9 protein-coding genes and 1 pseudogene are annotated in these 19857 nt (G+C 59.5%); 2 read left to right on the top strand and 8 right to left on the bottom strand.

The window, feature by feature from the left end; translation table 11 throughout:
* Positions 1-283: 283 nt before the first annotated feature.
* A complete protein-coding gene (locus F788_RS13895; RefSeq protein WP_155984427.1) occupies positions 284-1474 on the top strand; it encodes a hypothetical protein in 1191 nt (396 codons plus the stop codon).
* 301 nt (positions 1475-1775) lie between these two features.
* Positions 1776-2193: pseudogene (locus tag F788_RS0104495) on the top strand (transposase); the annotation flags it as partial.
* 92 nt (positions 2194-2285) lie between these two features.
* On the opposite strand, the gene F788_RS0104500 reads toward F788_RS0104495, so the two are convergent.
* From F788_RS0104500 to F788_RS0104530, 8 genes are all read right to left on the bottom strand, one after another.
* Positions 2286-7757: a DUF4011 domain-containing protein gene (locus F788_RS0104500; protein ID WP_231372018.1), complete on the bottom strand. Its 5472-nt coding sequence runs from the start codon at positions 7755-7757 to the stop codon at positions 2286-2288.
* Positions 7758-8087: 330 nt separating this feature from the next.
* A complete protein-coding gene (locus F788_RS13335) occupies positions 8088-8495 on the bottom strand; it encodes an integrase core domain-containing protein (RefSeq protein WP_051080612.1) in 408 nt (135 codons plus the stop codon).
* A 171-nt stretch (positions 8496-8666) separates the two neighbouring features.
* The gene (locus F788_RS0104510; protein WP_019589386.1) at positions 8667-9011 is read right to left on the bottom strand and encodes a helix-turn-helix domain-containing protein; all 345 of its coding nucleotides are present in this window, start codon (positions 9009-9011) and stop codon (positions 8667-8669) included.
* Between the two features lie 470 nt (positions 9012-9481).
* On the bottom strand, positions 9482-12622 hold the full coding sequence (locus F788_RS0104515; protein ID WP_019589388.1) for a helicase-related protein: 3141 nt from the start codon (positions 12620-12622) through the stop codon (positions 9482-9484).
* Positions 12615-14408: a phospholipase D family protein gene (locus F788_RS0104520; protein ID WP_019589389.1), complete on the bottom strand. Its 1794-nt coding sequence runs from the start codon at positions 14406-14408 to the stop codon at positions 12615-12617. Before F788_RS0104520 ends, F788_RS0104515 begins: the two co-directional genes overlap by 8 nt.
* Positions 14408-15640 (bottom strand): DUF6361 family protein, encoded by a 1233-nt coding sequence (locus F788_RS0104525; RefSeq protein ID WP_019589390.1) that lies wholly within the window; start codon positions 15638-15640, stop codon positions 14408-14410. Before F788_RS0104525 ends, F788_RS0104520 begins: the two co-directional genes overlap by 1 nt.
* Before the next feature lie 101 nt (positions 15641-15741).
* Positions 15742-17289: a DUF726 domain-containing protein gene (locus F788_RS13585; RefSeq protein ID WP_081622820.1), complete on the bottom strand. Its 1548-nt coding sequence runs from the start codon at positions 17287-17289 to the stop codon at positions 15742-15744.
* A 1720-nt stretch (positions 17290-19009) separates the two neighbouring features.
* On the bottom strand, positions 19010-19807 hold the full coding sequence (locus F788_RS0104530; RefSeq protein WP_019589391.1) for an HTH domain-containing protein: 798 nt from the start codon (positions 19805-19807) through the stop codon (positions 19010-19012).
* Between the last annotated feature and the right edge of the window lie 50 nt (positions 19808-19857).

Below are 19857 nucleotides of genomic sequence, written 5' to 3' on the forward strand. Positions count from 1 at the left end.
TGCGCATGTCTACAGCAAGATTCTCCCAAAACACAACCGAACCAATAGAGATTAAGAATGAAACAAGAAGCGCCGATTGAAAAAAATCATGACCCACCGGGATGCCACCCCAGAACGACAAATTTCAGGAACACCAACCCCTACTCTCAAACATTTAAGCACGCTATATACTGACAGTAAATTTTTCGGCCATCACAAAAAGCAAAACTATAGCAGAACACGCTTGATGCTTAACCAACAATCATCAACACTAGAACTACCAGATACGCGTACAGGATCTCCCATGCCACGAGCCAGCTTGACCACAACCCAAAAAGAACGCGCACTCGCGACCCTAGCGGCGAAAGCTGCTATCTACCAGAGCCGCGCGCTCATCGAACAAAGCGACCAAACGATCTCCAACGAAACGTTCGAAAGCCTCACCTTCGCAGTTAACTCCGTCCAGGCCATACGTGTGCGCAAAGAAAAACGCCCGCAAATGAAAAAGCTGATGCAAACGATCTACGAAGTTTACCGGCGAGGTTACCCGCTGGAAGTGATAGCCAAGAAAATTGGCGTCTCTAGTGGAGCGATGTCAACAAATCTGCGCAAACTTGGATTTGAATTGCGGTCGCCTGCGCACCGAACCCAACACGCCAACCCCCCGTATCGACAGTACACGATCGACCACCACGCGTTCGATGAGATCGAGCAGCAGAATCCGGCGTACCTCCTTGGATTGCTCCAAGCGGACGGCAATATCACGATCAACAAAGGCCGACCTGATGGAATACGATTCCGAATTCAAGCTCGGGACGCCGCCATCCTTGATAATGTAAAGCTAATACTAGGATCCAACGCCCCGATAGAAGTCCTACAAGTTCAGAACCAAGACGGAAAATGGTATTGGCAGGCTCACCTTTGTGTTTACAGCGTCGCACTCGCGAGACGGCTGATCGACCTGGGCCTGAGACGTGACAAGGCCTCACACCACCAATTTGCACCGCCGGTCTACTCTGCAGAGGCTAGAAGACATTTCTGGCGCGGAATGGTCGACGGAGACGGATCGATCGACCGGGAAAACGTCGATCGAGTAAAATATCCTCTGTCTGGCTGGCGGATACAATTCTGCGGAGACTACGGAATAGTAACGGCGTTTTGCCACTACGTCGAAGAAATTACCGGAAGAAAAATTACGCCATATTTGAACGGAAATAGCAAAATCAATTGGTCGTGCACCGTGCCGGTTGCAGAATCGATATCGATCGCCCGCCACCTTTACACCGGTGCGACTATCGCACTCTACAGGAAAAAGCGGATTGCAGACGCGCTTACGGCAGCCTGGTCGACCGCAAAGCTAAATGGAGTAACAACGACGACACAGCCTAATGGCCGACGCGTGTTCACTAACAAAGGCGAAGCGGACGACGAGGTGCACAAGATCCTCAGAAACGTGATTAGTGCGGAGGGACGCAATAATTATGATAACGATTGATGTACGCCGGGATCTCTCGGGGTATTAATGAATGCAGGAGCGCCATCAATTTCGGCATGTTTGCCAGCTCGTATCATCGAGGTCATTCCATGCGAATGGGGACCATAGCGCGCGCCCTACTCGCGCCCTAATGGATGTACGGACCACGGGGGGCTGTGCAGGCACCAGAGACAATTGGGCTCTCCGTACCGGACTCTTTGAAGCATCACCTAAGGAGACGCTGATTTAATACGCGGCGGCTCCCGGCCAGCGGACGGGTCCGGGATAATGGCAGCCGGTTTCCGCCCCGAGGCAAGGATCGATGTCGCAGCGCAGTTTTTCCGATATCGAATATTCCGGCAAGCGCAAGCAGACGCGACGCGACCGATTTCGGGGCGGACGCCATCACGCCCTGGGCGGCGCTGGTGGAGGCGATCGAGCCGCACTACCCGAAGGGGAAGCGCGGCCGCCCGCCGATCGGTCTGGAGCGGATGCTGCGGATGTACGTGGCGCAGCAGTGCTTCAACCTGTCGGATGAAGGGATCGAGGACGCGGTGTACGACAGCCAGGCGATCCGGCGCTTTGTGGGGATCGACCTGAGCCGCGAAGACGCCCCGGATGCCACCACCCTGCTGCAGTTCCGTCGGTTGCTGGAGCGCCACGACCTGACCCGGGTGATCTTCGAACGGATCAACGCCCATCTGCAGGAACGGGGCCAGCTGCTGCGTGGGGGAACGGTCTCAGGGCACCAAAGAGGCCGCCCCGGCATTGTCCTTCCTACACTGCATTGGCGGACAATGGAGCCGGATGCAGGGGCATTAATCAGCGCTTCCTAGCCGGCGGAATCTTCACAAAGGCTCAGAACGGTACCGAGATAATTCCTGGCCTGATCCCGATCAATGGACGAACGCAGCTGTAAGGGAACAGCCTTCGCGAACGCCTCCCGCGTGACCGGCTGATGCTCCACCAGCAAACGGATGATGTCTTCACGCAGCAATTTGCGGTCCTCGGGAACGTCCGGAAAATCGTCGTCGATGGTCTTTCGCAAGCGACGCAAGCTGTCTTCGAGCTCACCGGCCTCGGCCTGTTCAATCGCAGCACCCTTTTCCCGGAGCGCATCATGAGTTGGTGCTGGTTCTTGGACCTGCGCGTCTTCGCCAGGCCCTTTCACACCAATATCAATAGTACGCGACGGCACCTGTTCGCGCTTCTCAAGCGCCTCGGCCGCTTTGGCGTAGCTGCTATTAACGGCATCGACAAGCCGGCGTATCTCACGATCGCGCCGGTTATACCAGTCCGCGGACCAGATGCGATGTATGCGCCAACCGAGGCCTTCCAGAATCTCCTGTCTGAGGTGGTCCCGATCCCTGGCTGACTTCGCGGAGTGATAGGTAGCCCCATCACACTCCACTCCAAGGATAAACTCCTCACCGAACTCTGGATGACGTACGCCAATGTCGATGTAGAATCCAGCCACACCAACCTGCGGAACTGCGACGTAACCATGCCGATTCAGGGCTTCCGCCACTTCAACCTCGAACGGGCTATCCGGTTCGCGACCGGAGTCGGCCACAGGTTCCGAGAGCACTCCGCCCTTTTCGCAATACTCCAGGAAGTCGCGTAAGGCAGTGGCACCAACGTTTCCAGAGTTTGGAGTGACCTCCGTCGAGCGCATCGATGAATAGACGGCCATATTCTGTTTGGCGCGAGTGAAGAGAACGTTGAGCCGCCGCCAGCCGTTGCGCTGGTTGATCGGGCCAAACCGCTGGAACACGTGACCGTTTCGATCCTTTCCATAGGTCAAAGAGATGAATATCACATCCCGCTCATCGCCCTGCACGTTCTCGAGATTCTTGATAAAAAAGGGCTCATTCCGCTCCGCCCACGCGTCGATCAGCGCCTCCTGCTCGGGGTGCTCTCGAATCAGGCGTGCCCATTCATCGCTCAACAGCTCCGCCTGCTGCGAGTTCATTGCCACAACGCCGACCGTGCGCCTGCCGCGAGAGCCTCGGATCTCTCGCAGCACTCCGCGCAACACTTCCTGCGCTTCCGGAAGATTCGTCTGTTTCGAATACTCACCTTCTTCGACGTACTGGTAGGTGATACCGAGCGATCCGGAGGCGGCATCCTGTTTGGGCGACGGGAATACCCAAAGCCGGTCGTCGTAAAATTTGTAATTGGAAAAGGCGATCAGCGACTCGTGCTGCGACCGATAATGCCAGTTGAGTTGGCGCACGCGGCCGAGCGCCGGCATCAACAATTCGAGAATGCTCTCCTTCCCCTCAACAACAGTCTCTTCGTCCTCGTCCTCGAACTCCTCAGCCTCCAGACGATCAAAGAAGCTCGTCGGCGGCAACTGTTTGGGGTCACCTACGACGACCACTTGCTTGGCGCGTGCGATCGCACCCAATGCGTCCTCCGGACGCATCTGGGATGCCTCATCCATGATGAGGAGATCGAACTCCAGCTCTCCAGGCGTGAGGTACTGAGCTACGCTCAACGGACTCATCATGAAGCACGGTTTGAGCGCCGTTAGCGCGCCCCCCGCCCTCGTCGTAAGCCGCCTAATCGGCACATGACCACGCTTCTTGCCAATCTCATGGCGCAGCAGGTGCATTTCCGTGTACTCCCGCACCTTGCCAACCCCATTGCCCGCAGGTGGCCGCCGCTGTGCCGCCGCAGCCGCGATCTCCTCGCGATGGAGCTCCCGCAGACGCTCGTCCACGTCTTTCAGGTTCCGCCTCAAATCCTCGTGCTCCAAGCTCTCGAAATCCCGGAGGACCTCGTGATCCTGGAGAAAACGGTTCGCCACACTCGATAGTAGACCAAGCTTCAGAGTGGCCTTGGCCTGCTCATCCGGAAGCTCACCGACCATCAAGCCATTACCCAGTTGCGGCCAAGGCACGGCAGGGTCCCCACGAGGATGCAAAGAAAGAACGAAGTCCCTCCACGCACCGAAGCTGGCCTCTCCCTGAAGTGCTTTCTCCACGCGCTTGATCACCGTTGTGAAAGGTGCATCAGCCAGCGGCTGCCTACAGAACCACTCCGTGACACCAAGTGATTTAATGACTGGCCCGCACTCACTGGCGTAGTTCTCCAGCAGAGAGTCTGTTTCCTTGAGCGCATACAGAAGTGGCGCAACGGCATGACCGTCTTTCCGTTGCTGAAGAATCAGTCGTGCTTCATCCGGCGTACGGGTATCCCACAAGGCACCGCTAAACGTCGCGGCCGCCGATAACGCTTCCAGGATCTTTTCATCCAAAGGCCTTAGAGGCGGTGTAACCGCAAGGTAAAGCCTGCGACGCTCTTGGTGTTCTACGCTGCCAAGGATCCTCAAATAGGGTTTCGCTGCTTCAAACGCATCCGCGGGCTTCACCTCCTCTCCGCGCAGTGCGTTACGGATATCCGGAAGGTTTCCGTGCAGATTCGCGCTAAGGCGGTCCGCAACTGACGCACCCTGCTCCCAGGAACCGAACCAGTCCTCGGAGAGGTATTCGCCCGCTGCATGCTGCATCTGCTCCAGGTACCAGATCGCCTGCTGAATGACCTTACGAAGGCCAGCGTCCTCCAGTTCGCGCAGCTCCCTTGCGGCGTCTACCTCAATCCGCATGACGGACTGGATCACGGTAGGCGCATGTTGAAACCAGCGTCCTGCCCATGCCCGCACCTTCCCGTACCATTCGACCAGACGCACATAGTGGTCTACCGGCGTGTCCAACCCGTTGAAGGCTTTCCCAAGCAGTCCCGTGTAGTCGGGGTTTCTTTCAAAGGATGTGAGCCGTTCACTCAGTGATTCCAGTTCCCGGAGATCAGCAGCCCGTTTCTTAGACGAGCGTAGCAACGGCTTTCCACGACTCAGAGATTTGTACAACCTATTGGCTGCTCGCCACTCACTGTCGAAGATCCCCAGAACGAGCGCTTTCTGACCGATCAGCTCTGCGGCCGCGGCGAGCGAAGGGGTCTTCCGCGCTTCCTCGACAAGAAACCGTAAATCAAGGGATGCGACATCACGGTTGAGCGCCTTTTGCTCCTGCGCAAGCCGTTGCATCGGCTCCACATCGTGAATGCTCTCCAGAGGTTTCGACCGCTGGTCCAATGCATCGCTGGGCATTTCCGCTAGGAGGTCAAAGAACTCATCAGCAGCCCTCAGCCCAACGACACCTCTTGGAACCGTGACATCCAGGATTTGCTGCATGCGCGTAAAATCTTCGCTGTTCTCGGCGAATATCTCGGCAACGCCCCGGGCTGAGTCTGCAACGAGCTGTAAACCCTCTAGGCTAAGAGCCGATGCCTCGAAAATCCCTTCCCCAAGGGCACGAATGGACTCGCACCGTCTCGCGAGAGTCCTCGGTTCGTCTAGAACATCATTCTTCCATATGGCACTGGCGGTATTTCGTGCCTCGGAGAGACGCCGTTCATCTTCGAGATAGGAAAGAAAATCATCGGCTGCACGCTGACCATCGACCAACGTTCCCAACTGGACCGACGCCTCTGTTTTTTCGGGGTTGGCCAACGCCCGGGAGAGAATCGTCGCGGCCCCTAATTCCTCGACAGTGTCCGGTATTTCTGCGTCCGAGCGCGCCGATAGCCGCCGAACGGCATCGCGTAGAGATTCCATATGACGCAGTATGGTTCGTAGCCTTTCGGCATGGGGCTCCCAAATCGACTCAGCCTCAGGATTCAACGCCAGTCCCTGGAGCGGGTGCTCCTTCAACTCCGGGAACTCTTCCTGCACGATACGACGGCGCGCCAGTATCGCGTTGAGTCGTTCAACCGCATCGTCCAGTTGCCTCTGGGTCAAACGCTCCGCGCTTTCAGGCACATCGTCCGTTATTCCTGCATCAGCGTCACCGCCGTTCCTTAGACGGCTTACCGACCACAGCAAGTCATGCACGGAGAAATCGAACCCCGGAACGTCCTGGTTGATCAGACGAGCGTAGCCGTTCAGGCGGTCTCGTAGCCTCTCGTAACGATCAACCTCTCGCTCTAGACCCTTGGGCTCGGCAAATGCGTTACCTCGCTGGATACGGCTCTCGATATCCTTGAGGAGCTTCGAGCGTTGTGTCCGGTGGGAGTGAAGCTCCAAACAGAAATCACCGAGACCGATCGCGTCCATTCGGGTCCGCACGACATCCAACGCCGCCATCTTCTCGGATACGAACAACACCGACTGCCCCTTCTTGAGAGCAACCCCGATGATATTCGTGATAGTTTGTGATTTGCCTGTGCCGGGCGGTCCCTCAACCACCAGGTCACTGCCTCTCGCCGCATCCACCACCACGCTGTGTTGAGAGCTATCCGCGCTATGGACAAGCCGGAATTCAGGAGCGGCCGACTCGATCTGATCTGGGCTGTATTGTGCGGAGTACTCGAAATCGCTTTCCCCACTCCCACCACCGAGAACCTTCGAAACCACCCGATGCTGGTCCAAGCGGCTTGATGAGGGCCACCTCTCTGGGTCGAGATCGAGATAGAGCAAAAGCTTGCCAAACTGGAAGAATCCCAACGACACGAAATGCTTGATGGTCCAATCGGGTTTCGCCTTAAGCAAGTCGCTGCACTTCCGGAGATAGGACTGTACGTTGTCGTCATCCTCTAGCTCCGGAAGGTTGAGGCCAAAATCCCTGTCCAGCTTCTGCTTTAGCGAAAGATTCGTCTGAATATCCTCACCGGTGTACTGAATCGAGTAGATTTTCCGGCGGGTCTCGTCGTCGTAACCACCTCTTTTTAGCTGAACCGGGACCAACAGCAAAGGAGCAAAGTACGTGCTGGATCCGGCTTGGTCTTGCCAACCGAGAAAGCCGAACGCAACGTACAGGATATTCGCACCGGAGTCCTCTATGGCCGTGCGCGCAAGCTGCGCTATCCGGCTCACCTGACGCTCCAGATCTTCCGGATACATGAGGGTTTGTACGGGGGCGCCACGCCGGCCGCGCCCCCCACCACGACTGGTTTTATACAGCTCACTCAGTTCGTAGTCGGTCCGATAGCCCTTGAACTTCGCCCACTCGTGCGCTTTCGGCTTTACATCGCGGCCATTGTTAGCCACCCAGTCGGGCCATTCTCGCTCCAGTGCCTGTCCACGGGGCGGCGCAGGAACGTGTTGGACGCGAACTGAATTTCCAGATAGCAGACGATCGTATAACCACACGGGGTCTGTCTCGATGAACCGAAGCGAACGTCCCCTCGGATGTGGGTAATTCAACAAGCGGTTACGAGCAGAGAGGTCCAGGAGACGACTACGGAGCTTGTTTAGCTCTACCTGGTAATCGGGGCGATGCGTATCCTCAGATTTACTGTTCATCTCGCGTCTCCTGGCGCCGTGCTCTCAGGTAACGCAGTCGGTGGCTTTCGGTTGACCTGGCAAAAGCTTATGCGAAGGGCCAATCTAACGTATCTCTGAAGGCATGGAAGGCTTACCTGCACGACAAACGAACTCTATGACTAGCTGTGCGGTCAGTCCGTAGGTTGGCATCTCTTGTTGCAGACTCGGCTGTTTTGTTCTTCAGAGGCCCCATCCGCCCATACAGATTGCCTAACCGAACAGTAATCTACAACGAGTTAGGAACAACTTGTACCGCACCCGGATTCCTGGACATCCCGTAAGCATGGTCATGCCGCCATCGGCATGGTTTCAAGGTAGTCGGCACGGACCTGCGCAGGCGACAGGAAACCATGGGGCCCCCGCAGCCAGCCGCCCCTGGTTGTACCGCTCGCGCCAGCGCTGCAGGGCCTCGTTGAGCTCCGCCAAGGTGCGGGCCCCTTGGCACCATAGCAGCTGCTCCTTGAGGGTGCGGAGGAACCGCTCGATCACGCCGTCGCCCTCCGGGGCGTAGACCAACGCCGGCGAGGACTCGAGGCCGAGGAAGCCGAGGTCCCGCTGGAGAGCCTCGCTCACATACTTGCCGCCATGGTCGTGGCGCAGGGCAACGCCGACGGCGTTGCCCTCGCGGAAGCCGGCGACGACCCCTCGCAGCGCCTCGAAGCGGGTCCCGGTTCGAGCCGCGTAGATCCCGAGGCACTCGGCGTTGTAGGGGGCCACGACGGCGAACGATCGTTACCTGTCCGCACTCCGGCAGGAACGTCGCGGTGGCGTCGGTCGCCCACATCTTATTCGGCACATCCGTGACGAACGTCGAGCGGGGGATGCCCCACTCCTGGCAGATACGGGCGACACTGAAGGGCCGGCGCTGGGAGACCGAACACGCCCGGCTCATGAGCTCGAGCTCCCCGGGGCCAAAGGGCGCCCCTCCTTGAGGCGGCAAACCGCCTCGCGGGAGGCCTCCAGGTCCATGGTCAGCTCCCCGACCTTGGCCTGGAGCTGGCGGATCCACTCATCGCGCGGATCGTGCGTGCTGCCGCCCTTGAGCCCGACCTCGCCGGCGGCGAGGAAGTCCTCCCGCCATTGGCTGATCCGGGCCGCGGTGACCCCGTACTCCCGGCTCATGGCCTCGAGGTTCTCCCCGCGCAGCAGGCGCAGGACCACCTCTGTCTTGCGCTTGGAGGAGAACCGGCCCTTATCCTGCTTGCCGTTGCTCTTGGCCATGTTGCTGCTCATCTGACACCTCCGTCTTGCTTCAGGCGGGGGCAGCCAAGGGCTCAGGGTGCCCCGACTAGCCCCCCCCTAGGGAGGTGTCCAGGCCAAACGGGGTGCGGGGGAACACACGCTTCCATGGCGATGACAGTCTGGCCATCAATGCGGTTACAGAGCTCGTCAACCCCGGCATCTCGCTTGCGCGAAAAGCGGAAGGCCATCTCACCGCGCCGATCCACGGCGTGGATGTGGAAGACGTTCTTGGTAAGGTCAACACCAGCAATGGCTACGGACATCAGTTCACTCCTCGTGGTGGGCCCCATGTCTTCGATCTACATGAGAGGGTGAGTGGGGTCCACCATTGCTTACGTTCGCAGCTTGGCGAGGGGCAGCTCACCTTTCGGCGAGAGGCCATATCCGGCCACTCCGTATGTGCAGCGTAGTCTGCAAAATAAAGCCAGGACCTGTTAACGCCACATGGCGCTCACGCCCACCTAGTGTTCGCTCGTAGGAGGCAAGAGCGAGATCTGCCAATCCTCCGGCGCGTCGTCTGGCAGTGCCTGATCGAGATAGGCGATTAGGTCTTCCTGGCGAGGCTGCCCGAACACCATTCGGTAGAGGGCGAGCTGGCGTTTCATCTGCTGGAGTCGTCCGACATCGCGGCTGAGCGGGAGAAGCAACACTCGCCGGAGGATTCGGGCATCTCCCGCTTCGTAGATCCACCAAGGCGCCAAATCGGACTGTTGGCCGAAGTCGGTGGTTTCGGCGCACTCGAACAGCCGCTCCCACGGATCTCCCTCGCCCTGCCAACCGGACAGCCCGTCCAGTCCAATGTCCTGAGCGACGTTTCGGCGAACCGCGTGCCCCTTGTAGCGGTGCACGCGCCCCTCGCGTTGCTCCATGTCGACCGGGTTCGACGGCAGGTTCCAGTGCACCACGGAATGGCACCAGGTGTGGAAGTCCAGACCTTCCTGGCCGGCCGACGTACTGGACAGCACAAACGGCCGGAAGGGTGAGTTGAACGCCGCGCGCACAGCATCGGCGCGCGCGATGGGGCCACTGCTGTCATCGCGCATATCCCCGAAGCGCAGCGCGAAGCGACAACGGATGGAGAAGTCATCCACCGCGACCTGGCGCCCCCTCATCTGGACCTCATCCACCTTGAGCTGCGCCGAACGCATCGACAGCGATTCCGCGATCGCCCACGCCACGCCGTCGATGCGCTCGGCCGGGGCCGCGTCCACCAGCCCGAGCTGTTCCGGCAACACATGCACATGCTCGTCCAGCACCGCCTGCAGGTTGCCTTCGACCGCATAGTCCAGCGCCTGGCGCCAGTACGGCAGATTGTCCCGATTCTGGATCAGAACCACGCTCTCGGGGAGGTTGAACAGGGTACGGAAGCCATTCGCGACCTGCGCGGCGCCTGAAAGCAACGCCGGGTCGTTCCAGTCCACATCCGGTGCTACCCGCCGTAGAGCACGCACCCCGCAGGCCCCCGGTCCGCCCAATGCGAACCGGGCCACCACCTCGGCCAGATCCGGCGGTCGCCGCCCCAGGTCGACGCCGCCCTGCATCGCCTCGATCATGTGATCGACGTGGGCATGAAACTGGTCGCCGCTTTCGCGTTCGGGAATGGCCTCGGACCAGCCGCTCGCCGACCGCATCCACTCCACAAGGTGATCGTCGTGTTCCAGCATGGCGATGGTGGCCCAGTACCAACGCTCATCCACTCTTCCATGAGCTTCGCCCTCGGGAAGCTCAGCGAGCAGTTCGCGACATCGCCTGGCAGCGGCTGCAAGAAGCGTGTCCAGACTCGGCGGATCGCCATTCGAGAGATCCATGGACAAGCGAAGCGGATCCAGCTCGCGCGCCAGACGAGGGGCCGGCATGATCCGCGCCAGTGCCGGCATCCCGGTCAGTCGACCGTCCGCATCCGTATGAAACCGCAGGAGGGGCCGAACGCGCTCATAGGTATTGCTGTAGGTGAGGTCTTCGCCGTCCTGACCAAACGCCCGGGCCTGGGCCTCGTACGAGCAAAGGGTTGCGATCGCATCCGGCACCGCGTTCCAGGCCGAAAACACGAGTTGTTTGGTGACCTGCCCGGCGCGTGCCCAGGGCCCCGCGAGCTGCGTGTACGGCAATGAAGGCGGAAGCCACAAGAGCTCCCAGAGACCGGAATCCACGGTTTCGTTGACGAACGCGCGCATCCGCGCGTGAGGGATTTCCAGCGACTGATAGTTCTCCACACGCTGGCGGTCGATCGTGCTTAGCCCATTCCCATCCCTGATTGCGCGCTTCAGCTCAGCCGGCGGCGCCTCGCCGATCGCGTCCAGCTCCCGGCGCAACTGGTAGTCGCGCATATAACTGAGCATGTACGGAATCGACTTCCAGTACTCGATCACATCGGGCAGACCGGCCGCACGCGCCGTCGCGTCGATGTTCCGCGCGTACTCGAGATCCGAAGGCGACAAAGTGACCACCCGCTCATCCCCGTCCAGCATGGCATCCCGCCGCCGCGTCAGGCCCACCCGCTCGGTCCGGCACATCACCTTCATCAAATGGGATTGCAGGCGTTCGCGCGCCTCATGGAGCCCCTCGTGATGTCCCTCCGCGAGTTGTCGGCAGCCGCGTCGATACGCCTCGAGATGCTCTCCCAGGCGATCGCTTTCATCCGGGTCGCCGTACAGGAACCCCACCGTGTTCCGAAACTCCTCGTGGTGATCCTCGTCCGACTCGCCGTGCATGCTCAGCATCCGGTACGGGGTCGCCGACAACAGGAGCAGTCGCACCCCGTCCAGCGAGAAAAGGTCGTTGGCCAGTACCGCCTCTTCCGTCTCCCCGTTCAACAGGTCGGAAAAGCGCTGAAACTCGTCCAGGATCACCAACGAGGGACGCAGGGCCGCGAGGCAGACCCGGGCAAGCTGGCGGCGTAGCTCACCCACCACGGCATTGCGCTCGGCGTTCGCCTCCGGGCCACGCTCGGCTTCAGGGGCTTCGTAGACCTCGCAGATACGCTCAAGCCGTTCGCGCAGATGCACCTGCTGGCGCAGGTGCTCGACGAACGCCTCCGCCAGGTCCGGATCGATCGCCTCCGGGCGTTTCTCCAGCCACTGGGGCCAGGTTTCGCCAACGCTGCACTGGAGAGCCTTGCTCAGCCCCACCGAACTCAGCCCCTCCAGCCCGTCGAGCAAATGGAACAACAACACCCGCTCCTGCACCTTGCCCGTGCTGGAGCGCAGATTGAACGTCGTCCCGGGTGTCAGGCTGATGAAATTGACCGGGTTGCGGTTGAGATGATGCACCGTCTGCGGCAGCAGCGTCAGTCGACTGGCAAGGGCGAACCCGCCCTCTTCCATCACATTCATCCGACGCACGTTCTGCTCGGCAATCGCCGCATTCGAGCACACGTAGATGATGTCGATGCGCTCCCCTCGTCCGCTTAACGCCTCCAGGGTGCGTGCGATGACGCCACGAGCGACCAGGGTCTTGCCGAGCCCCACCTCGTCGGCCACCAGGAAACGCCCGCTGCCCGCCGGGTCGAACAGCCGCTGGAAGGCGTAATCCACGGTGCGTCGCTGAAACGGCTTGAGCCCGTCCAGCACCGGCCCGGCATCGAAGCCTTCGATCTCATCCATCGCGGCGCTCCATCGCTTCCTGGTACGTACGCCAAAGAGCCTCGAACTCCGGCGGCACCAACTCGGAGCTACCGACGCGTCTTTGCAAGCGTTCGATCATCTCCGCAATATCCTGCAGGCGTTCCGGTTCGCGGCTGTAACAGCGGGTCATCTCCTCCAGCAGCGGCAGCTCATCCAGCGCGGCCTTGTGCCAGTGTCCATGGCCGCTTCCCGCGATCGGCATGAAGGCCGCCGCGGAGGCATCATCGCCGGCCAACAGCAGCATCAGATAGCGCAGGAACCCGTCGCGGTTCTCCACCACGGCACGCAGAATCGCCGCCTCGCGGTCCTCCGCGGGCAAACCCTCGATCGGCAGGTTCAGTGCAAAACGCAGCGGCTCCGCGGCCGGATCCGTCAGCTCGAAGGCAATCACACCGGTCAGGTACGCGGGTCCACCATGGGCCAGCTCCGTCCGATGTTCTTCCGGACCCGCCTCAAGCGTCACCGCCTCATTCGGCCGCCGGCTCACCGGCCACGCGCGGCAGGCCACCGATTCCGGCACCTCGACGCCCCCGGCCAGCCACAAACGCCACATACCCTCGGCACTGCCGGGCTCGCACACGACCTTCAACCCGCCACGGGCCAGCGCCGTCCGGGCCTGCTCCAGCCGCTCGCGCGCCCGCACCTTTTCCACGTCCTCGTCGGGCACATCCTCCCCGGGCGCCCAGTGCTGGAGCACACTCCCGAGCCCCTTTTCGCCCAGCAGGTCGTCGATGCCGCCCAGCTTGCGTCGCGGCCCGGTCAAAGTCGCCATCACCTCGAGGTTGTGCTGCGCCAGCAATGCGGCATCCGTCACGTTCGCCGAGCCCAGGGTGATCGACGTGCGCGTCCCCTGCTCACGGATCCACGCCTTGGCGTGCAGGCCGTGAGTGTCGTGGTCGATCTCACCCTCGTTGTCTTCTGTCTCCGCCGCTTCATGCAGCACATAACAAGCATCGAACGCACCGCAGACTTCCGGCGATACCTGCTCCAGCTCCTCCGGCCGCGAAATCAACGCCACCGGTTTGGAACTGGCGTCGGCAAGCCGACGCAGCGCCGCATCCTTCAGAAACGGCGAGATCACCGCCAGGCGCTCGCCCGGCTCGGGTTCCCAGCGCGTACCCGGCAGTCCCGGAACCGCAAACTCCAGGGTCTCGGCGCCATCGGGCAACGCGAAGTCGCAAGTCATCAGATCGCGGGCCAGATCCCGGGCCTGCGCGTGCCGATCCGCATCCAATTCCCGCGTCGCCAGCCCCGGCAGACTCTCCACCAACCGCGCCAGGGGCCGGTTCGACTCAATGCTTTCCTCGCCCAGCACGCCATCAAGCTGCAGCGAGAGATCCCAGGAGCGATCATCGGTGACATTGCGCGACAGGATCGCCACCCGCAGCAGCGGCGGTTCCTGTACCCCCGGGTCCGGCAGGAAGCGCAGCACCCAGACCTTGGGATGAAACACCCCGCCGCCGGGCGGCTCCACCTCCACCATGCACGGCTCCAGCAGCCCGAAAAGATGGTTGCCGTCTTTCGGCGCGCGCATCTGGCCGCGCTGGAGATAGAGCGTCACCCGATCCATCGTGCGCCGGACCGATTCGTACACCGCGATTCCGTCATCGCTCCGCCCGGCTCCGAGCAACGACAGATGGACCGGGATGGTCAGCAGCGTGGGAATGTCGAGCGAGAAAGTGGTGCCCAGCGCCTGGTCCAGCGAGTAACCGGGCGGTGGCGTAAGCAGGCTGGTGTACAGGTTGCGCCCGTTGGGGTCCAGCATTACCCCTCCTCGCCGTACAACGCCGTGTGCAGATCCCGGTGGAAACGCATCACCGTCGGCCACCGATAGTTGTAGCGATGGGCACCCGACTGCCCGCTCCACTGCGTCAGCGCCTGTGGGTTGGTAAAGCGCGAGCGCGCCTTTTTCAGCAGTGTTTCGCGCCGCCGTACCAGATCACGCGCCACCTCATCGGCCCGCAACCGCGCCCCGTCGCTGCCGCAAGCCACGACGCGTTCACGCCAGTCCCGCAAAAAGCGCCTTGCCCCCTCGGGCACCCGCAGCGCCCCCGCCTCGGTCAGCGCGAAGAGTTCGTCGAGGTTCCATTCCGCTAATGGCAATGCCTGGGCCGACTCGGTCCAGTCGTTCAGCCACTGCTGGTAATACTCCACCCACTCCTCGCGTTCGCGACGTTCCGACAATGCCAGGTTGTAGAGCAGGAACGCCCCCTGGGCGAGCACCGCAAGTTTCTCCGCCTGATCCAGCAGTGCCTGCTGCCGCTCACTGAAACTCGCCCGATCGGGATGCTCCCAGGGAAAAGTCACGTCTGCCGGGGCACAACGTTCAAACAGGTGAGCCAGCAGACTGGTCGGATGGCTCTCGCGCACCCGGTCCAGCAGAAACTCCGCTTCCTCAACCTCGAGCGCCAGGGACACCCCGCCCGGGAAGCCGTCGGGTGCCTTCGGCAAGCCCGGGTGCCAGGTACGGTATTCCGAATCCCCCGAACCGGCGCCACTCTGCCCCTCCAGGCGACCATACTCCCGGCGCTGCTCCACCAGGCCAGCCACACTCCGGTGGTAACGCTCCTGCGACAGCGGCACCTCCCGGATACCCCACGACGCCAGCCCCGCCCAATACACCGAACTGGGTAATCGCTGCAGTGTACGGCCGGATCCGATGCCGAACACTCCCGCACGGTCGTCCGACTCGCGCAGCGCATCCACAATGCGAAACTCCAGATCCGCCGCCCGCGCCGGCACCTTCTCAGCCGCAAGCGCCCCGTGCGCCAACTCCGCCTCTACCTGCTGATACACCCACGCCACCAGCAGCATGTAGCGCAAGCGCGTCTGGATCGTACTCGTGCCCGGAAACAGCAGATCCGCCAGGTTATCCCGAATCGCACCAAGACCCAGCTCATCACGAGTATCACGCTCCCCGAACATCGCCAGCACGCGCATACTGCGCTCGCGCGCATCCGCATCGTGATCAAGCCAAGCGAGTTTCGACTGGAGCATTCGCTTTCACTCTCTCCGCCGACCGTCTTTCCACTTATCCGAAAGCTGCCATAATCAAATTTACCTCTAAAACATAAAACTGCTCTAAAACGCGAACATCGTCACGACACTTCTCCAGGCTCCAAAAACTCCCTTAAGTTTTTAATATATGCAGAGTGCCCATCTACCTCGGACGTAACATCAACATTCTCTATCTCCGGATGAACAATCGGAGTCCGACCCACCGGACTACCACGGAAGAGCTCACCCACCGTGTATGCGTACTTCAAAACATCATCATTCATCGAATAATAGTTTCTGATTTTTCCATCAACCGCGGATGCCGCGATAGCCCAATCCACAACCTCATCCGCTTCTTGCGCCTCCGCCAACGAGCCATGTTCGTTGTCGGACGCGAAACTATCTATAGCGCCACCTAACAAGTGCGCTTCAGCAACTTGCCTGCCTTGTTTCTCGGCCAGAGCACGCAAGCAAAAATAAATCACACGGGCCCCCAGCGAGTGCCCTACCAAGATGTATCTCTGGTCGGTCCTAGCCATCAAGTCCGCGAGCAATGCACCCGTCTGAGCCGCCTTGACGCGTGCTATAGACCAAGGGTTGGAGGCAACACCAAGCGCCGACAACGCCGCACCAACAGGGCTCGCTTTCTTGGCCGCCATCTTGAGCCCTCTCTTCCCCAACGTCGACATCGCATGCCAGCCCGCCGCCCTACTCGTCAACCCGCCTACAGATTCGGCGAGTTCCCGAAGACGCTTCGACTCCCACTTGACATGCATGATGGGGTTTTCGGGGTAACGCCTAATGACCCCTTTCAACCATTCTGCACCGGTTTTGTCATCCCCTTCAGTGAGAAAACCGTTAATGCACAAAATCGCCGGCCCCTCGCCGTCGGTCATCGCCTCAATCTCAAAGCCATCAATATCGCCGTAATAGCCATTCGCAATGATCGCGCCACTCCTACCGCCAAGAGCGGAACCAGTAGCCGTAACGACCGCCACTCCACCGGCCATACCGAAACCCCCGCTCGCGAGTGATCCACCACCAAGGACCGCCAGACCCTTGCTGGTAGCTGCTGCGCCACTAAGACCATAAGCGCTGGCGCCGATCGCGGCACCCGCTGCAGGCGCCGCGAAGAATGCGAGCGGAGCGACAATTGCTGCGCCCCCTGTAACACCAGCCGCCGTAGCACCAATCCTCTTGAAATTCCTTCCGCTGCGTTCGAATAAACGCTGATAGTCCGTGATCACATCAAGCTTGTCATTCAAATGTTCAAAATTGGCGATACTTCCGGAATGGACCGAGCAGAATTGATTCTCCCACCCCCAAGACGAGCCATTTACTTCCGCCTCCGGCTCGTCGCTTTGGGAATCCTCGGCCTCTAGCTTCTTCTCCCGGTACTTTGCAAAATTGTCACAGACCCGACACTTAACGATAAAGTTTCCACACCCATCACATGAGTAGACATTCCTGGAGAGATTCGACGACTCAACGGGCGTACAGGTATGACGCTCAAAGCAAAACGAACAATATTGTGGCCCTCGATCCTCCAGATTTGAATCGGTAATTTCTCCTATGGTATCCGCAGCTCTTTCGGCGAAAGAGCTTGCTTGTCCAGCAATCCGACTGGCGAACTCGTTAAACTTTTTCATACCCCCCCCTCCAATTCCATCTTAATCGTTATTAATGAGTGGACACCTATTCTTTTTTGAACACGTTTATTATCGACCTGGATTCCTTCGGCTCCTGGTCTCGGCGATGCGGCGGTTGAGGCCCTCGACCAAGCCGTTGGTCGCGGTATCGCCAAAATCAGAAGATGCTAAACGTCTCTTAGGCGCTCTCCCCAATCAAACGGAGGCGGCCGCTATAGTCGAGTTCAAACTCTCCGAAAAGCGGACCGTGCACTCCCTACAGTTGTATGTGGGAACGTGCGTGAAGTGGATCGCCCCCAACTTACCTACACCGCTGAGTTTTTGGTCAACAACTCGTACAGCACGATCAGCACGTAGTCCAGCTACACAGGACCATTTCACGAACCTGCCAACAGTATCCACTTTAGCGCCCTCACCGTCATGTGCATCGACTACGGACCACGTGTCCAGTCATCTACCTGCGTGCGCCGAAGGCGCAATTTACGCGACGTCATGCAACTCATGCCGTAGCGCCGGGCGCGCCCCGGACGGCTGCCGCCGGCCGACACCTACTACGGCGCGCCTACATACACCGATAACGCTGTACCAACATAGGAAGCGCGACAGCAACCCAGAATTCCCCACTAATATACCCTCCCGACATTCCACCATGATAGAAGCGCTCTACATAGAAATCATTCTTATCCTTCAACGTATGTCCTGTAATACTCGCGAACTCCCGCTCAATTGACGACACCAAGTCTGCCTCTGAGGCGGGCAATGCCACCAGGGACAACCGCTCACGCATTTCTTGCCAAAGATAGGGATCGCCCCGCAAACCCCAAAAACCCGGCTCATCCGCAAAGAGCGCCCCAATTGTCGGATCCGACACTTCCCTTCCTCCCATACCAGTCGAGCCTGACAGCGTTAATTTCGACGGAAACATACGGGGTGATGCTCCCACCACACCCTTTCCTGTTCAACACCTTCCATAACCTGCTAAAGGCCGCCATAGGACCATACGTCGTTTTACCACATTATCCTTCGCCACACCGTTCCGACAACCCGATAAAACGCCGACTCGAACATTCCGGAACCAGACCTCCAATAAAGCCCCAATTAACCACATGAACGCCACCCGCAGAAACCTTTGGTCCTTTGATGTGCTCACAATTAAGTGCAGGCATATTGGCCGCTATCAATAGCGATTCGACCGCCTCGATTAACTGGAAATCCGCCACTACGTCGTTTCGCTCACTGGCAACCCCCAAATGCACTACCAACTCGGTATGATACCAAAGTGGTCCATCCAAATGCGTTCGAATTCGATTATTAATTCCTCCGCCTTCCGAAGAAGGGAGAGTTCTCCCTATATACAAAAGCGACTGCGCACCATAAACGGGGTGCCTTCCATAAAATGAATATAGTTGGGCGTTTCCTTCAACCTCTGACGGAATTCCGGATAATCTGTATTGATCCTTTTCTCGATCATACTCAACCACGAATGGACCTTCCCATTCAACGTCTACCTGACGCATACCCCCCCGACGATATTAGAAAATGTCGGCACACCGCCAAAAAGATTGCCTTCACCGAATACACGCGAAATAAGAAAACTTTTCAACAATCCTTAAGACACCATTCGAGACGAACAGATAACCACCTAAGGAGCCCCCTGATAATCACCCTATAGCCATTCAACTCTAAGCCGAACAGCACGCAGGGGTCTTCGATGTTCACGCTACTTAAAGTTGCTCGCCAGCTTGTCGAGCACCTGCTGCGCCTTCCGCTTCTCCACCTCAGGGTCTTCTTGCTGCAGATACTCGACAGCGGATAGGTCATCGCCTCGCTTGCGATTCTGCCGAGGCTCCAAGGCTTCAATTAGGATCGCTTCAAGAGCGGGAATGATCTTGGCCCCGCCATACGTGGCTGGTTGGGGTTGGAGGTCGCCTTTGTCTGAAACCGGCAGAACGCCGAACCACGAGAAGCGGTTCCAGCGGGTAGCTAGACGATCCAGGGTATGCTCGTACAGTCGCCGGCCCAGAGGCCGCTCGACGGAGCGCCCCACGTAAACAACCTCGCGTCCGTCGTAGAGCAGGTAGATGCCGAGCTGCCGGCAGAAATCCACTGGTTCCGATCCAATCTGCTGAATGCCGAGGATCTTGGGATTCCCATTCCAGACAATAAAGTCGCGCCGCCAGAACATCCCGAAGGAGGAGACAACGTCATACTGTTCTTCGCTCTCCCCCTCTGGCTCTTCGGCCATGGGTACAGCGCTCGCCTTCGTTTTCTGCGGTTTTTTGGGCTCCTCGCCCTTCAGCATGTAGACACCGCGGCCCACCTTGCGAAACGGCGACTTCTCGCCGTCTTTGCTGATAGAAGTCGAGATGTTTGCGTTGACAGTTGCCGGAGGCGTGGCGCCCACGTTTTTCCGAAGCCCATCTGCCACGATCTGCTCGGCGATGTCCGTATAGTGCATCGCGCCACCCGCGTCACTCAGCACCCGTTCGATAGCCTTGCGCCACGTCAAATCTGTCATCGGTCACTTCAAAGTTGGATCCCGCCGAGACGGGAGAAACGTTCGCGATG

This window comes from Thioalkalivibrio sp. ALE10, from assembly GCF_000381385.1.
Classification (GTDB): Bacteria; Pseudomonadota; Gammaproteobacteria; order Ectothiorhodospirales; family Ectothiorhodospiraceae; genus Thioalkalivibrio.

Excerpts from the sequence above, each read along its gene's own strand:
- F788_RS13895 (WP_155984427.1), top strand. The coding sequence starts at position 284 with ATGCCACGAGCCAGCTTGACCACAACCCAAAAAGAACGCGCACTCGCG.
- F788_RS0104500 (WP_231372018.1), bottom strand. The coding sequence starts at position 7,757 with ATGAACAGTAAATCTGAGGATACGCATCGCCCCGATTACCAGGTAGAG.
- F788_RS0104510 (WP_019589386.1), bottom strand. The coding sequence starts at position 9,011 with ATGAGCAGCAACATGGCCAAGAGCAACGGCAAGCAGGATAAGGGCCGG.
- F788_RS0104515 (WP_019589388.1), bottom strand. The coding sequence starts at position 12,622 with ATGGATGAGATCGAAGGCTTCGATGCCGGGCCGGTGCTGGACGGGCTC.
- F788_RS0104520 (WP_019589389.1), bottom strand. The coding sequence starts at position 14,408 with ATGCTGGACCCCAACGGGCGCAACCTGTACACCAGCCTGCTTACGCCA.
- F788_RS0104525 (WP_019589390.1), bottom strand. The coding sequence starts at position 15,640 with ATGCTCCAGTCGAAACTCGCTTGGCTTGATCACGATGCGGATGCGCGC.
- F788_RS13585 (WP_081622820.1), bottom strand. The coding sequence starts at position 17,289 with ATGAAAAAGTTTAACGAGTTCGCCAGTCGGATTGCTGGACAAGCAAGC.
- F788_RS0104530 (WP_019589391.1), bottom strand. The coding sequence starts at position 19,807 with ATGACAGATTTGACGTGGCGCAAGGCTATCGAACGGGTGCTGAGTGAC.